This is a genomic window from Thalassolituus maritimus, assembly GCF_900156675.1.
Lineage (GTDB): Bacteria > Pseudomonadota > Gammaproteobacteria > Pseudomonadales > Oceanobacteraceae > Thalassolituus > Thalassolituus maritimus.
In genome coordinates, this window is sequence record NZ_FTOH01000001.1 from 564,679 (window position 1) to 581,168 (window position 16,490).

General features: G+C 47.0%; 10 protein-coding genes and 1 pseudogene. 8 read left to right on the top strand and 3 right to left on the bottom strand.

Features of this window, described 5'->3' with window-relative positions:
* Window positions 1-188: 188 nt before the first annotated feature.
* Both BW941_RS02620 and BW941_RS02625 read left to right on the top strand, forming a co-directional pair.
* Window positions 189-2,120 carry an ATP-binding cassette domain-containing protein gene (locus BW941_RS02620; protein WP_076514119.1) on the top strand — a complete coding sequence of 644 codons (1,932 nt, stop codon included), beginning with the start codon at window positions 189-191 and terminating at the stop codon, window positions 2,118-2,120.
* Complete coding sequence (locus tag BW941_RS02625) at window positions 2,117-2,611, top strand: hypothetical protein (RefSeq protein WP_076514120.1); 495 nt, start codon at window positions 2,117-2,119, stop codon at window positions 2,609-2,611. The genes BW941_RS02620 and BW941_RS02625 overlap by 4 nt, the downstream gene beginning before the upstream one ends.
* Here BW941_RS02625 and BW941_RS02630 read toward each other — a convergent pair.
* A complete protein-coding gene (locus tag BW941_RS02630; protein ID WP_076514121.1) occupies window positions 2,602-3,357 on the bottom strand; it encodes a hypothetical protein in 756 nt (251 codons plus the stop codon). The two genes, BW941_RS02625 and BW941_RS02630, sit on opposite strands and share 10 nt — an antisense overlap.
* 333 nt (window positions 3,358-3,690) lie before the next feature.
* Here BW941_RS02630 and fadB point away from each other — a divergent pair, with 333 nt between their 5' ends.
* The 5 genes and pseudogenes from fadB (at window position 3,691) to BW941_RS02655 (ending at window position 11,462) form a co-directional block, all read left to right on the top strand.
* Window positions 3,691-5,838, top strand: coding sequence for a fatty acid oxidation complex subunit alpha FadB (fadB, locus tag BW941_RS02635; protein WP_076514122.1), 2,148 nt, complete (start codon window positions 3,691-3,693; stop codon window positions 5,836-5,838).
* Window positions 5,839-5,863: 25 nt separating this feature from the next.
* A complete protein-coding gene (fadA, locus tag BW941_RS02640) occupies window positions 5,864-7,042 on the top strand; it encodes an acetyl-CoA C-acyltransferase FadA (RefSeq protein WP_076514123.1) in 1,179 nt (392 codons plus the stop codon).
* 1,025 nt (window positions 7,043-8,067) lie between these two features.
* A complete protein-coding gene (locus tag BW941_RS17795; protein ID WP_175607847.1) occupies window positions 8,068-8,244 on the top strand; it encodes a hypothetical protein in 177 nt (58 codons plus the stop codon).
* Between the two features lie 749 nt (window positions 8,245-8,993).
* Window positions 8,994-9,161: pseudogene (locus BW941_RS18110) on the top strand (transposase); the annotation flags it as partial.
* A gap of 150 nt (window positions 9,162-9,311) precedes the next feature.
* Window positions 9,312-11,462 carry a hypothetical protein gene (locus BW941_RS02655; RefSeq protein ID WP_076514126.1) on the top strand — a complete coding sequence of 717 codons (2,151 nt, stop codon included), beginning with the start codon at window positions 9,312-9,314 and terminating at the stop codon, window positions 11,460-11,462.
* Window positions 11,463-12,846: 1,384 nt separating this feature from the next.
* Here BW941_RS02655 and BW941_RS02670 read toward each other — a convergent pair.
* Both BW941_RS02670 and BW941_RS02675 read right to left on the bottom strand, forming a co-directional pair.
* Window positions 12,847-13,986, bottom strand: coding sequence for a putative solute-binding protein (locus BW941_RS02670; protein ID WP_076514129.1), 1,140 nt, complete (start codon window positions 13,984-13,986; stop codon window positions 12,847-12,849).
* Window positions 13,987-14,524: 538 nt separating this feature from the next.
* Window positions 14,525-15,535, bottom strand: coding sequence for a hypothetical protein (locus BW941_RS02675; protein WP_076514130.1), 1,011 nt, complete (start codon window positions 15,533-15,535; stop codon window positions 14,525-14,527).
* Between the two features lie 240 nt (window positions 15,536-15,775).
* On the opposite strand from BW941_RS02675, the gene BW941_RS02680 reads away from it, so the two are divergent.
* Complete coding sequence (locus tag BW941_RS02680; RefSeq protein ID WP_076514131.1) at window positions 15,776-16,378, top strand: beta/alpha barrel domain-containing protein; 603 nt, start codon at window positions 15,776-15,778, stop codon at window positions 16,376-16,378.
* The last annotated feature ends 112 nt before the right edge of the window (window positions 16,379-16,490 follow it).

Genomic DNA, 16,490 nt, shown 5'->3' on the forward strand with positions numbered 1-16,490 from the left:
GTACATGCGTGATTTGTTTAAAACAATGGCCGACCGTAACATTTCACGTTACAGATTGTTGCAGGTACAGGACAATCATAGTCGAAGATTACGCCGGAGTTCGCAGGTATGGGCTCTCGCTGATACTATGCGCGCGATATCTCACGGCGTTGTTACAGCTGCCGTTAAAACACGAAAAGGCTAAATAAATGGTATTAGTCAGACTACAGCAGGTTGAACTGGCATTCGGTGATCATGTTCTCCTCGATAAAGTCGATCTGGATGTTCAGAGCGGTGAACGTCTGTGTGTCGTCGGTCGTAATGGTGAAGGCAAGTCGACACTGCTTAAAATCATTAACCGTGAAATAACCCCGGACGATGGGGTGGTTCAGTACCGGGATACGCTGCGGGTTGCCGCTTTGCAGCAAGAGCTTCCTAAAAGCGTTGATGAGTCAGTTTATGACGTCGTTGCCGATGGTATTGGTGACCTCGGCGCGGTACTGGCGCGATATCACGAAGAAACAGCACGCGGTGCAGATGCTGATCTGAAAAAGCTGGAGACTCTTCAGGCAAAAATCGAAGCTGCCGATGGCTGGCGCATCCAGCAGCGTGTGGATGCCATGATTCAGCGCCTGAACCTTCCTTCAGAAAGCCGCTTTAATGAGTTATCTGGCGGCTGGCAGCGCCGTGTCATGCTGGCGCGGGCTCTGGTAACTGACCCTGAATTACTCATCCTCGATGAGCCGACCAACCACATGGATGTTGAAACCATCGAGTGGCTGGAAGAACAGCTCAAGCAATTTAACGGCGCTCTGGTATTCATCAGTCACGACCGGGCATTCGTTCAGGCGCTCGCTACGCGTATCGTCGATCTGGACCGGGGCAACCTCTACAACTGGGTGGGTGATTACCGCGGCTTCCTGGAGTTTCGTGAAAAGCGCCTCGAAGACGAAGCCACCCAAAACGCGCTGTTTGATAAACGCCTTGCCGAAGAAGAAAAGTGGATTCGCCAGGGTATCAAGGCTCGCCGTACGCGTAACGAAGGTCGGGTCGAACGCCTGAAAGAAATGCGGAAACAACACTCTGCGCGCCGCGATCGCGTGGGAACAGCCAACATCAGCATGACCGGCTCTGAGAACTCAGGTAAGCAGGTATTCGAGCTGACCGACGTGAGCTACGCGTGGAAGGACGTCAGCCAGGTCAGAGATTTCTCGACCTTAGTCATGCGCAGCGACCGGATAGGTCTGGTCGGCCCGAACGGGGTGGGTAAAAGTACCTTATTAAAGTTGTTACTTGGAAAGCTGCAGCCTCAGTCAGGCAATATCCGCACGGGCACCAAACTCGAAGTTGCGTATTTCGATCAGTCGCGTGATGTGCTGGAAGAAGATAAATCCATTGCCGACAACGTCGCAGATGGCAAAGACCACGTTATCGTAAATGGTCAGAGCCGCCACGTAATTGGCTATCTGGGGGATTTCCTATTCCCGCCAGAACGCGCACGTACTCCGGTCAAAGCATTATCCGGTGGCGAGCGTAACCGGGTTATGCTGGCCAAGCTGTTCCTTAAACCGTGCAACTTACTGGTGATGGATGAGCCTACCAATGACCTCGATATTGAAACTCTCGAGTTGCTGGAAGAGCGCCTGATTGATTTCGACGGCACGTTATTACTCGTATCGCACGACCGTGCCTTTATCGATAACGTCGTTACTCAGCTTTGGGTTTTTGATGGCAGTGGCCATATTGATGAACATGTCGGTGGCTACAGTGACTGGCATGAGCGTACCGGCGGTCATAGAAAGACACAAAAAGCCGAAGCGCCAGGGCAGAAGTCCGCTGATAGAACGCCAGAAGCACAGCCCGAAACTAAGCCAGAAGTACAGTCTGGTAAGAGACCCGCTGAAAAAACGGAAAAGAAAAAGCTGTCTTATAAGCTTCAGCGTGAACTGGATATGCTGCCCGAGCAGATTGCCACGGCGGAAGCAGAGCGGGATACCATTGTTGCCGTGACCGAAGCGGCAGATTTTTACAGCGGTGATCAGGATCACGTTCAGGCAACTCTGGCAAAACTTGCTGAGGTAGAAGAGCAACTGGAAGTGCTTGAAATGCGCTGGCTCGAACTGGAGGAGATGACCGAATGATCTGGCCAATAGCAATCCTGGTAGGGCTCGTGGTATTCGGATCGGTTTATTGGTTAAAACCGAGCCCGCGTGACACGCGCCTTGCTGCACTCAGGCTGGATGCCATTAAGCGCAAGCTGCATGTGCGTCAATACACCTTTAAACCGGACTCGGCGAAAACCGGCATTCGTGACGCCTTTACAGGGACCAACTACACCCTGATGGACCCGAAACCGAAAAAGCGCGATAGCGGTGAGCTTCTGTGGCGCGTCGTTGGTCAGCAAGGTTGGGATAATGATGGATTGCCAGAAGGACTTGCCTGGCATGATCAGGGCAGCGAGCAGGATGCTCAGTTAGTTACACGGCTTGTAAAAGAACTGCCGGATGATTTGCTGTTGCTTGAGGTATACAGCAACCGGGTGACCATGATGCCGGCAGAAAACAAGACGGCCAACGCAGCCGCCTATGAAGCGTTTCTTACCGAAATACTGAACTCAGTCGTTCACTCGTAAGAAGCAGCCAGCTGGTGGAGCGCTTCAACGATACTGTCGTTGTAGTTAACCACCAGAAACGGGACAGAGTTTTCGTTGTAGTTCGAAATCGACCGACTCAGGAACTCCCACTTATGACGAATGGCACTGACGCGCAGTTCGTCTTCTTCTGGAATAACCGCATCAAGTTTGTTCAGAAGCTGTTCAAAGTCTTCTGCCATCTCTTTCGGGCTCTGTTCCTGATACCCAACAAATACCTGCCCAAGGTAACTCGTCCCCCGACCTGTGTACTGAGACGTGATGTCAGACATCCGGAAGGCGAGGGCGCGAGCCAGGCTAGTCACTTCACTAACTTCGCCTGTCTTTTCTAACTGATCGGCCGCGGTAATTAACGCAAGGCAGGCGTCACCCATGTCATTCACTAAACGCATGTCCGGATAACCCCGGGTTACGATATCTTTGCGGTTGGCAGCCATCAGGCTATTAAAATGATCCCAACGTTTGACCAGGTCGCTCGCTGTGTCTGCTGGGATTTCATCCTCTGAACCACTAATGATACGGCTTGCTGCCGCATAGGCTGAGGCCATCGAATTATCGACCCGGTTGGCGTACTTCAGATCCGCATCCAGCCCCTGATACATGTAGAAGCTGGCCATGGCGTTAGTGATCTGAACCTTAAGCGTATGGATATCGGCCGGGTCTGAAGCAACAGCGCGAAAACTGAAAAAAAAGGTGGCTACAAAAAGGGTGATGCGGGTCTTGTTCATAATGTGTCTCTGGTGACTTTCTAACAAGCAATCCCGTCAGTTTATTCTTAACTTACAATCCAGCCCATAGACGCTTACAAAGGGTAACAATTCTGGCCTGATCGGCAGCGGTGCTAAAGGCCTATGAACGTCAATATCCCGACATGCCCTGATTCTGAATCTGGCGTGATCTATTGACTTTCATGCGCCTCTCTGGGAAGGTGTGCCTCTCAGATTCAAACGCTCGTATGAATTGTTTGCTTTTTAAGCAATTGAGCCTTGTTTCACCAACCGGCGCGGTATCCAAACGGGTATCTGACTGCCAACAGCTAACCACCATGTGGAGATCAGTTGATGATTTACGAAGGTAAAGCCATCACGGTAACCCTGATCGACGGCGGAATCGCCGAACTGAAATTCGATCTGCAGGGCGAATCAGTTAACAAGTTCAACCGCGTAACTATTGAAGATCTGGACGCTGCTGTTAAAGCAATCCAGGGCAACAGTGACGTTAAAGGTGTTCTTGTTACTTCTGGCAAAGACGTATTTATCGTAGGTGCGGACATCACCGAATTTGGCGAAACGTTCAAGCGTAGCGAAGAAGAAATCGCTGCCTGGACCCTCGAAGCCAACCAGATTTTCAACGCATTCGAAGATCTTGAAGTACCAACTCTGACAGCGATTAACGGCATCGCTCTGGGTGGTGGTTTTGAAATGTGCCTTGCTTCAGACCTGCGTATCATGTCTGACAAAGCCAAGGTCGGTCTGCCTGAAGTTAAACTGGGCCTGATGCCCGGCTTCGGTGGTACCGTTCGTCTGCCACGCGTTATCGGCGCAGATAACGCGATCGAGTGGATCTGCATGGGCGCTGAAAACCGCCCGGACAAAGCACTGAAAGACGGCGCAGTAGATGCAGTTGTTGCTGCTGACAAGCTGCACGAACAAGCCGTTGCTATGTTGAAGTCTGCAATCGCAGGTGAGATCAACTGGCAGGCACGTCGCGAAGAGAAAAAAGCTAAGCTGAAGCTCAACGCGATGGAAGGCATGATGGTATTCGAAACTGCTAAAGGTTTCGTTGCTGGTCAGACTAAAGGTCAGTACCCAGCGCCAATTGTTGCGATTAAAACTATGCAGAAAGCCGCTAACTCGCCACGCGACAAAGCTCTGGAAGCAGAAGCAAAAGGTTTCGCACAGCTGGCTAAAACTTCAGAGAGCAACGCTCTGATCGGTCTGTTCATGAACGACCAGCTGCTGAAGAAAAAAGCAAAAGACTACGACAAGAAAGCCAAGCCTACTAACAAGGCTGCGGTACTTGGCGCAGGTATCATGGGTGGCGGTATCGCTTATCAGTCTGCACTGAAAGGCACCCCAATTATGATGAAAGACATCAACGAAGCAGGTATCGAGCTGGGCTTGAACGAAGCCAACAAGCTGCTGGCCAAGCGCGTCGAGAAGAAGAAAATGAAGCCTGCTGCCATGGGTGAAGCGCTTAACCGCATTCGTCCTACTCTGAGCTATGGCGATTTCGGTGACGTAGACACAGTTGTAGAAGCTGTTGTTGAAAACCCGAAAGTGAAGAAGGCTGTACTGGCAGACCTGGAAGATCAGGTAACTGAAGACACCATCATCACCTCTAACACCTCTACCATCAGTATCGACCTGCTGGCGGCAGACCTGAAGCGTCCTGAGAACTTCCTGGGTATGCACTTCTTCAACCCAGTGCACATGATGCCTCTGGTTGAAGTTATCCGTGGTTCTAAAACTTCAGAAGAAGCGGTTGCTACTGTTGTTGCTTACGCGAAGAAAATGGGTAAGACCCCAATCGTTGTAAACGACTGCCCAGGCTTCCTGGTTAACCGTGTACTCTTCCCTTACTTCGCTGGTTTCGCTGGCCTGGTACGTGACGGTGGCGACTTCACCAAGATCGACAAAGTGATGGAGAAGTTCGGTTTCCCAATGGGTCCTGCTTACCTGCTTGACGTTGTTGGTATCGACACTGGCGTTCACGCCAACGAAGTGATGGCTGAAGGCTTCCCAGACCGTATGAAGGCAGACTTCAAGTCGGCCATGGAAGTGATGTTCGAAAACGAACGTTACGGCCAGAAGAACGGCAAAGGTTTCTACGTGTATGAAACCGACAAGCGTGGTAAGCCGAAGAAAGTTGTTGATGAAACAACTTACGAGCTGATCAAGCCAGTTGTTGCCGACGCAAAAGAATTCGACGCAGAAGAAATCATCGCACGCTGCATGATTCCAATGTGTATCGAAGTAGCACGTTGTATTGAAGAAGGCATCGTAGACACTGCTTCTGAAGCAGATATGGGCCTGATCTTCGGTATCGGCTTCCCTCCATTCCGTGGTGGTGCATGTCGTTACATGGATTCTGTAGGCATGGCTGACTTCGTTGCACTGTGCGACAAGTACGCTCACCTCGGCAATCTGTACCAGGCAACCGATCGCATGCGTGAAATGGCAGCGAACGGCGAAAGCTACTTCGGTTAATAAGCGCACCAGGAGAATTTAAACCATGTCTTACAATCCAAAAGACGTAGTTGTAGTAGATGCAGTGCGCTCACCAATGGGTCGTTCCAAAGGTGGCGTATTCCGCAACGTACGTGCAGAAACTATCTCTGCCAACCTGATCAACGCTCTGTTTGAGCGTAACCCAGACGTTAACCCAGCACTGGTCGAAGACATCATCTGGGGCTGTGTGAACCAGACTAAAGAGCAAGGTTTCAACGTTGCTCGTCAGATCGGTCTGATGACTGTTGTGCCTAAAGAAGCAGGCGCACTGACTGTTAACCGTCTGTGTGGTTCTGCAATGTCTGCGATCCACACTGCGGCGCAGGCTATCCAGACTGGCAACGGCGACGTATTCGTTGTTGGTGGTGTGGAGCACATGGGTCACGTCGACATGCAGCACGGTTTCGACCACAACCCAGAAGCGTCTAAGTACTCTGCAAAAGCATCCAACATGATGGGTCTGACCGCAGAAATGCTGGGTAAAATGCACGGCATCACTCGTGAACAGCAGGACGAATTCGCAGCTCGCTCACACCGCCTGGCGCACAAAGCGACTCAGGAAGGTAAGTTCGAGAACGAAATCGTACCTATGTACGGTCACGATAAAGACGGCAAAGAAGTACTGGTTACTCAGGACGAAACTATCCGTCCTGAAACCACTGCTGAAAGCCTGTCTGGTCTGCGCCCGGCGTTTGATCCTAAAGGCGGTACTGTTACTGCAGGTACCTCTTCACAGATCACCGACGGTGCTTCAGCCATGCTGCTGATGAGCTACGAAAAAGCTCAGGAACTGGGACTCAAGCCACGCGCTCGTATCCTGGGTATGGCCGTTGCTGGTGTTGACGCTGCAATCATGGGTTACGGCCCGGTTCCAGCGACCAAGAAAGCACTGAAGCGTGCAGGTCTGGAAACCACTGACATTGACTACTGGGAACTGAACGAAGCGTTCGCAGCGCAGTCACTGCCATGCATCAAAGACCTGAAGCTGAAAGACATCGCAGAAGATCGCATCAACATCCACGGCGGCGCAATCGCCCTGGGTCACCCACTGGGCTGCTCTGGTGCACGTATCTCAACCACGCTGATCAACGTTCTGGAGCAGAACAACGGTAAGTACGGTGTGAGCACTATGTGTATTGGTCTTGGTCAGGGTATCGCGACTGTGTGGGAGCGTATGGACTGAGCGCTACTGCGCTCGCCTGACCTTTGTTAAAGATCTCTTCGCAATGCTCATGTAGGCTAACTACACTCCGCTTGCTCAGAGATCTTTGCCTCGGTCAGCCATCGCTCGCGACGCGCTCCTAACCCGAGACGTTGCAAAAAGAACCGGCCACTTGGCCGGTTTTTTTGTGCCTGAGATTTGTGACAGGGCGGGAATTTGTAGGAGGGAATCATATTCCCGACGGTGTTGGCGGTAGCTAAACTTCTTATCGTCGTAACCTCCAGTGTTGTAGGAGCGCAACGCGAAGCTTGCGCGATTGATTTCTCCACTGAACCAATTCTTTCTTTGAGACTGCGGCTCATTGTGGGAGCGAATCAGCCGGAGGCTATTCGCGATGGGGCCTAATCAGTGTTCGTATACTCACACTTGATCGTCGGATAGTAGGGTAGTACCGTTACTCAACCGCCGAGTTTTACGATAAGGATATCTAATGCAAGCAACACACTTAGATGCAGAGCGAAGATACGAGCAACTTCGATTAAAGGCTCGCAAATTAGCTGAAGCGTCACTACCACCCAAATATAAAGGTGTTGTGAGTCTGAAAGGTATCGACTCGCATTCGCTTGCTCGGGCTAAGGCTTGGGAGGTGAGTGATAAGCGGCACGTTGATTAGGAATGGACAGCGGGCTAGAACGTATACAGCCGTCGTTACCCTAAGCGATTTGAGCTTGCGATCTGGAAGTCTGATATCCTATGCGGCCTGTCGATTGGTCGCCCGTCATACAATGGCTCTCGACTCAGAATAGATTTTGTTGAGCGCGCACCTGACAACTGCCCATTGCGTGGGCAAGTCATGCAATTAAACCTGCTCGCAGCAGAAGGTTATGCACAACGCATTGGTGCAGACGAACTGCGTATCATGCACCCATCTAACCAAGAGCTCGTAAACTATTACTCCCGCTACGGATATAAATACGTCAAAGGTACTATGGGACTTGACGACGTGCACGAACAGAAACCTCATTACCTATACAAGAGGTTGTAGTATGACTGATAAACATAAGTCGAATAATGAGCGACTAAAAGAGATTCAGGAAAAGCTGAAAAAGCGCTCTGAGGAGATTTTTGAGAATGGCCCAGATTTTGATGAGCCTCAGCATACCGGTGATCCGTCGAAGATATTTGAAGATGATGAGGCTGGTAATGATAGTAAAAGTGACTAATAATTTTTAAGTGTAATTTTATTTTATTACCACCATATTCGGGATTGAGTCAGAGTATACATGTTAACACTGAGGAAAAATTATCTATTACTAGGTATTATAATGAGTATTCTGGGATGCGCTAACAACGTAAGCCAATCGAATAAGAACGTATGGGTTTATGACTCTCGCCAACGCATGCAGTGTCAAAAAAATTACTCGCTCGAAAACAGTAAGCAGCTTCTAACTAGCATAGGTGTTGCTGTAAGCAATTCAGCTTGTGGTTACCCAACAACATTTGCGACCTGTCAGGCGTGCTTTATCTGTGGTACAGGCGAAGTCATTGTGCATGAAATACATGTATCAGATCTATCGAGTGCGATAGACGAAGGATTTTACACACTAGATAGTAAGGAAAATTATGACTCCATAGAACAATATATGCTTACACCATGCAAGGGTTTTGACTGACTATTGTAGTACGGTGCCCAAATGGATAGCTATGGTAATACCCAGCGGTTGAGCTGACGAAAATCTAGCGAGAATGGAGCAAACGCTGTGAGCTCTCACTTAGAAGAAGCGGGTGATTTCTTCTCAATTCCTGGTATTTCAGGTACGAAAAATCCCAGCAGGCGCTGGTTGTGTAGTGCAAAAAGTAATAGGACACCCATCGTAGTACTTTATTCCGATTGAACAAAATTTAGGCTCTGATACGCTTTGGTGGTCTTTGTTGAAGGATCAACACTATGCCAAAGCCATGAAAACATCAGATATCGCTAGATACGACTCCTTATTATCATTGCGTTTCACGTTGTATTCGTCGAGCATTTCTTTGCAGAACAGATAAATTGACGGGTGAATGTTACGAACATCGCCGTGGCTGGCTGGAAGATAAATTACTGGCCTTGCCCCAAACCTTCGCTATTGAAATTTCTGCGTAAGCGATCATTACTCGATACTGACTTATACGTCCAGATGGTCTCATAATACCCAGTGAAATCTATGATTAAGGAAGTATATCCTTTATAGTGTGCTCTGCGTCGTCATCCATAGTGCGGCAAAGGAATTGAGCTTTATAGGGAAGCAGTATGAAGATAAGTCTCCTGATTTTCGTTATCCCAATTTTATTATCGGGCTGTGGTAATTCTTCTGGGGGCGCATCTGGTAGTGACTCTGATCCGGCAGAGATTGCAGAGCAGGCGATTCCAGATGAAGTTAGCTACGCTTCCACTTTGCTGTACCCCGGTGCAGATTCTCTTTATTTTGGTGATGATATCGATTTCGTAGGAAGTATTAAAGCAGCCTATCGTGAAAGTACTGATGGTATTCGCGTAACTAAAGATGGATTTTCAGTCAGCGTAGATGTCGACGAAAATGGGTTCTGGCGTGCTGATGGAATCCCTCTTAATAAATCATTGATAAATACTATCAGAGTTTCTTTATTGTCGGGTGACACGGTTTTGCACTCAGATGACTATCGCGTGCTACGCAGCCCCGGAAACATCAGTTCAAATATAATTGGTCAAGAAACAGAAGCATACTATTTCAGCTATCCGGCAAATGCCATTTTTCAGGTAGATTTCACAACAGGTATCGTAAACCCACTGATGAGTGTTGAGGATGCAAATCGTGAGCGTCATCTGGCAATAAATGGTGACAGTATTTACTCCTCCGATTTAGGGCTATGGGTACATAGTATTTCCAGAGGTCTTACTGTTGCTCACTACGACCTTGAGCAGCATGGCGTAGATGGAATTTCCTGGAGAGGTCCGGGCGGTAGTTTGCATTCAGATAAGGAAACTGGCGACCTCTACTATTACACGGGGAGTGGATACAATGGTGAAGCAATTGACTTCTACGGTGATCAAATACACGTTCTATATCGTGTTGATCCCGATAGTGGTGCCTTAACTGAAGTCTCAGGTGGTCCCCGAGGTATTGGTGATCGCTTTTATTTCAGCAGGGGAGGGGTCTATAGTCATACCGATAAGGCTTTCTATGTTAATTCCACAACTGGTACTGAAGGATCTTATAATCTTTATAAGATGGATGTTGTATCAGGTGACAGAACTATCCTTGTGGAGAATACTTCTCACTCGTACTCTGCTATTGGTATCAGTGCTGACGAAAATACACTCTATCTTAAAGTAGATTCATATAATGATAAGATCATCTCATTTGACATGAGCACAGGAGAAATAGTCAAAGAAGCGGTATCCGGGATTGATAGTAATAAAATATATGGCTTTCGCTCAGTTCTTTCATTTCCAGGTACAACCAGCGTTTATCTCCCTAATGTAATAACCGGTAATATTTATCGGCTTGATGATAGTGGCATTGCAGAGTTGGTTATCAGTAGCCACGTAGATAAGTGGTCCGTAATTAGTGGCTATGACCATTCTTATTTTGATGTAGAATCTGGCGAGATTTATTTTTCATATTTAGATGGAATAGGTAAGTACTCCATTGATAGTGGCAGGGGGGAAATAGTCTCTAGCGATAATCACCTTTTCCATGATTCAATTATTGGTGAAGGTGGAGATATTGGTAAGATAGATGAAATGTTGGTTGATAGAAAAAACAGAAAGGCTTTTGTGCTGGACTCCCGGTCGAATCTTTATTTTGTTGATCTGGATACGGGAAACCGTACAGAAATTAGCCTTATAAAGCCATCAGGAATTGATGAGTTTCAAGCCTATGGGATGGCGATGGATAGTTCTGGTGGGGTTATTTACTCCTCTGACGGCCACCAGTTATTTGAAATTGGCATTGATGATGGAGAGCTTTCGCTTATTTCTCAGTCTATAGATGACGATCTTAATTTTGAATCCGTAAGTGACATTCAGTATGATGCAGATAGGAGTTCAATTTGGGTTTCTGGTCAACTTCCCTTGGCGAACGAAATAGTGAGGGTCGATCTGGAATCAGGTGAGAGGCTCAGAGTATTTGAGGATCTTCTGAAAATTTCTGCTCCGGATGCACCTAAGGCTACGTACCTTTCCGCTTTAGACAATACTCTTTATATTCTATGCAGAAACTCCGATATCTATTCTTATGACATAGATGGGAATCAGCTGACATTTATAACAACGCTCGCATTAGGGGATGTACCTCTGGGTAGCACTCGTGGCAATTACGAAATTCAGTACATTCCTGGCTTAGATGTCATTTTGGCTGTCACAGATATGGGCATTTTTTCTGTTGATCTTAAGACTGGGCGTAGTGCCCAGTTTCAATAACAGCGATGCGCCGTCTCTACCCCTTCGGTTGTTATTCAACCGGATTGGTGCATTCGTTGAAGGATCAACACTATGCCAAAGCCAAGAAAGCAGCAGATATTGTAACCCTCTCCTAATTAGGTCTACTCATTATTAGAGTACTTCCGGGGAGGTTGCAGGTCGTCGCGGTGCATTCTGCAAGGTTCTGGCTATTCTTTAATAGCCTTTTAGTTGCTTTTTAGTGATTTGCTTCAGACAGGCTATTTCGATGTCGAATCATCTGATTTTTAAGGCGTTGACCTGAGCTATGCTCTGGTTGTTAGATCCTAAATAGCGAGTTGTGAGAATTACTGCGGCAGTCACCGTAAGGGGAGAAATACTGATTAAAATTTTCCAGTTGAATAGTAGTTGGTTAGTTGTATGTTAGACATCTCCGATCAGAGTTTTTCAATTAAAATTCGTAGTGTAGGTACTGTTGATATCAAATAATATGATTTCAATAGCTCTACGATCATCTTTGAGGTGCTTAAAAAAGTGAAGAAATTAGTCCCTAGAATAATATTTTTAGTTTTGGTTTGGCTACTCGGTTGGTGGCTTCTGGATATATTGAAGAAGAACTACTCTTGTTATACGGTCTTTCCCGAAGCTAAAGATCTCGTTAGCTGTCAACGACTAGTTAAGGAAATGCATAATTTTATTACCCCCGAGCTATTAGAAAAGATAATTGAAGCTAACTCGGGAGTTCTATTTCTGAATCTGTCATATTTTGTGTTTATGATTTCATTGAGTGTCGTAATATTATATTTAGGTTTTAGAAAGAATATCAGCCAATAAGCTGTGTCCATAGCGGTTTCCTGTGGGCAGCTTCGATTCGGCTAATTTTGCCAACAAGGGAATATGGCTATCACATGTCTGAATATGCACCGGAGTACACTAGAAAGGAAAGATTGCGGATTGTCGCGGTGCATTCTGGGTGGGTGATTCCGAGTTTCTTTGTCGTAGTGTGTTGGTTCATCCCCTGGCTCACTGACTACGCTGATCAAGCACACTGCTACGATTACGGTAGTTTTAAAGGTTCTGAGTTGTTGCTCTATTCCGCTTTTGTTGGCCTTCCTGTCCTGACTGGATTATTAGTCCTCGCGATGGAAGGCAAGCGATCATTACAAATACTACGCATAGGACAAAGTCCTCTTCCCGGTGAGAAGGTATTCAGGCCGACAAAGTACACGTACGGGCTTCGGGCGAAGGTGAGGCCGTTTATGGTGATATGTATGGTAGTAAGCCTGCTGATCCTGAGTTTGATGGGCGTATCGTCAGTAAGAGAAATATCAATACCTAGTGACGTGACATGTACTCAGTAGCATTGTGAGTACATCGACCGCATGCGATTTCACTCAGAGTAATCCTACTCAACAGGATCAACACACTCGGCTTTCTCTGGATTAAACCGACAGCGAATCTTACGAGCAATGCGAAGCATTGTGCCGTCGTAGTATCCGTTTTCCCGCATTGTGAGGCGTACTTCGCGAGTTGCATCTTCTAGTTTGTTTGTCTCGTCTGCTGGCGTTTCGATCCAGAATTCATCAGGAACCAGATTCATCTCGGTATCTACACGTCCCGCATAGTTATTAAATTTTAATAAAAAATCCTCGCGAAGTAGCTGAGCGAGTTCATCTGGAAATTGTTCAGCGCGACCAATCAGTTGCATGGTGGATTGTGAAAGAGGGTTGCGGAGTACACCGGTTGAGTCGCCTGATTGGCCACTGCCCATCACAAGGTACGCGATCGCGGTGGATATCATGGAGGAAACTCGCCCATCCGTGTAAGCCAGTACGTTTCTCATCATACCGCCTTCGATGGGCGTTCCGCCGTATTGCTTTACCAGAGCTGTCATGGGAGCTTCAATTGTTTGTACCGCGACTTGTTTTCCTTCTAGCGCCGAAAGGGAGTTATAAGCTTTATCCCTCATGAATGCATAGTTTCCACCAATGGTGGCGAAGCCCATCACAGTGTACTCACCGTCCGTCATGTATCGGTTTAAGCGCGGGTTAGTGAATACTTGCATCAGTAACTGAAGATGCTTTCTTTCTGGCAATGCGCCGATGGCCTCGATGGTTCCAGCGAATTTGTTGAACTCTCTCGCGAGCGCGCCCCGGACAAGAATGGCATCACAGGTTTTTTCTTTTTTAAAGTTCTCGATAAGTTCTTGTTCATTATTGAATATGGTGATGCTGGCATCTAAACCATAGTGGACAGATCGCACTGTTTGGTCTTGTACAGTAGAGGCAATAGGGCCGAGTTTACCTAGAGGGTCCCAGATGCAGAAGTGACGGTGAATCCTGCCATTGACTGTTCTGTCATGGTATAGCTCTTTCAGAGCTTTGACTCGTTTTTCCAGTGGGATGTTCTGACTCATGATTGCTGATTTGAGCCGTGCATCCGATTTTTCTTTTGAAGTTTTGGCTTCTTCTGAAATATCTGATGCCCAGGATAAAGAGGTAAGAACAAGGGCAAAAAATGCAGAGGAAATAATTCTTAAATTCATAAACTTTCCCGTATTTTTATTATTTTCGGTTTTATATGGCCAATATTTCCGGAATAAATTAGTTTCTGTCCGGAATAGTAAAATCTATATAAATATGATACGGATTTCCTTTTGTCAGAGAAGTAATGATAAGGAGAGTGTCACGGTTTGATACATCGTTCTGCCAATTTGTCACGAAAGTTCACGACTATGCTTTAGCGATGTAGAGTGATCGAATCTTTATGAATGGGCGGGTAAGTACTAATAGGACACCCACCGTAGTACTCTCTTCCGATTGATCAGAATCCAGGCTGTGATAGGTGTTGCCTATACTTTTGAATGTTCTCCGCTATGCTAAAGCCGGAAAGCAGGAGTTGCAGCTGGGTGTCAGCCACGCAGAACACTATGGTCAGTCATAGTAAGAATACCAGCTGCCTCCCTGGCTATGGTATACATCCTCCAGATGTTGGCTGGCTGGATTAATCTACCCAATTGAAGTATCGATATTCTTCTCAGGATGATTCTCCACAGGCTTCTTATAGGTTGACTACCGCTCTGACTAGGCCATGCTTCGATCACGTAGCTTCTCAGCCTTAGGTTTTGGATTTCTGATCAGATACACCAATAGAAATAGCCAGAAAGGTATTAGTGCCACGGTGGAATACAGCAAAAAGAAGTCAGCGAATATCGTTTTGACGTTGTAAGGGTCCTGGAGATAAGGAATCGCTTCCGAGGCGCAGAACGCGAGATACAAAGTGAGTGCCACGAAATAGAACTTGGGAATAAAGGTAGCCAGTCGCTGATCTTTTGGCCGGTTCCAGTTCACGGAGGGTAACAGCACAGCGTACATCGGAGACAGTAATATCAGCCACATAAGAGGTATGGTGACGGAGTCAGGCAATGAAGAATCTAACATTGTGTACATCGCCGGGTAGAACAATACCATGAGGAAACCGGTTATCAGCCACATTATGGGCAGAGCAAGGTAAACGTCCAGCGTTTCATATTTCGGTTTTTTAGTGTGCATGGACACCAGGTTAATCATGGATTCCTTATGCATGAACAGGTTGAACAACACCCAGAAGGCGCTGACAATGCCGATGAGCCACATGATTGCCCAATAGCTGTCGTGTTTGAGTGCTAGCCAGCGCATGCGGGGAAAGTATTCAAACTGTTTATACAGGTCACCAAAAGCAAGCTCGTGAAGTTTGTGGTAAATCTTCATGAAGGTTGAGACATGCCGATAGTCGAGAATACTTTCTGGGATCAGTGCTAGAACTAACCACATCGTGAATGTTGCCTGCAGCGGAACAAGCAGAACGCCGGTGGCATGCATAAAGTAGTTTGAGTTTTCTGAGCGTGAAATAAACCAGGCGATCTGGTAGTAAATCAGCATCATGCAGGGGTTGGTCAGTGCGGAAATGGGCTCTTCGAATATGAGCTGCGTGGCATAATCGTAGGCACCGATAAAAACAAAAATAATAAACAGAAAGGCTAGGGCAGGAACTGCACCTACACCTACCCGATTACCTAGTAGCCCTGCTAATGTGTCCCCTAAAAAACCTCGCATCCGCTATAAGTCCCCATCTTGGAAAATTTAATAAAATCAGTCGTTTATGCTCTTCACTTTGGCGCGCAATATACCATCTGGATAATAATAGGGCACCCATATACGACTAATTGCTAGTATGCTTCTCACGGGCCATTTCTGATCGATTCATCTGATTGTTCTGAACGCATCCTTGCTGCGCTCAGAGTGTTAGACTCGGTGCCCCCTAAAGAGCAAAGACAGTAATGAGCAGGCCCAGTAATGTTTGAAGAAATAACAGATTGCTATGAACTCCAATTAGCCATTGCTTTGCCAGAACTGGAATTCGTACCCCATGGCCACTTAATTTCACTGAATAGCATCACTGAGTCTCTGGCTTTGAAATCCGGTTTTGATGCAATTTTTGTCGGTGGCTTGAGTGATCATCTGACTGTAGATAAGTGCAGTCAGTTATCTCAAACCTGTGACGACAATGACATTGAGCTTGTGCAGTTTGAAAATCCATCGAACGATCTGGCCGTCATCAGCGACGTTGTTCTGAATCTCGCCGGTAAACTCTTCTCCGACGAAATGCCCAAAAATTTGAGCATTGCAGATATCCGGAATATCAATCTCTACTCGGATTGTTTGTTTGCGTTCAATAGTGTGTGTTCAGCTCTGGAATTTTTAAAAAAACAGAGTTTAGGCTGCGTTGTTAGCGGTGTCTTTCTCGCTCATGGTAATGCAACCTTGAGTGAGTATGAAGCTGCAGGGGATGAGTTGCTGAGTTACTTCGCAGAGGAGGGTTTTCTTTGCTCAAGTATTTATGCATCCGGTAGTTCAGAATGTACCATCCTACTCGGTATGCAATATCAGGGCGGTTAGCCGGTTGGTTGAGGTAATTCTCATGGAACACATATGTGTCTCAGTGGGCCAATCGACTGACTGAAGTCAATAAAGCATTTCGGCCAGCCTGCTATCTTGCGTGAGAAATCAC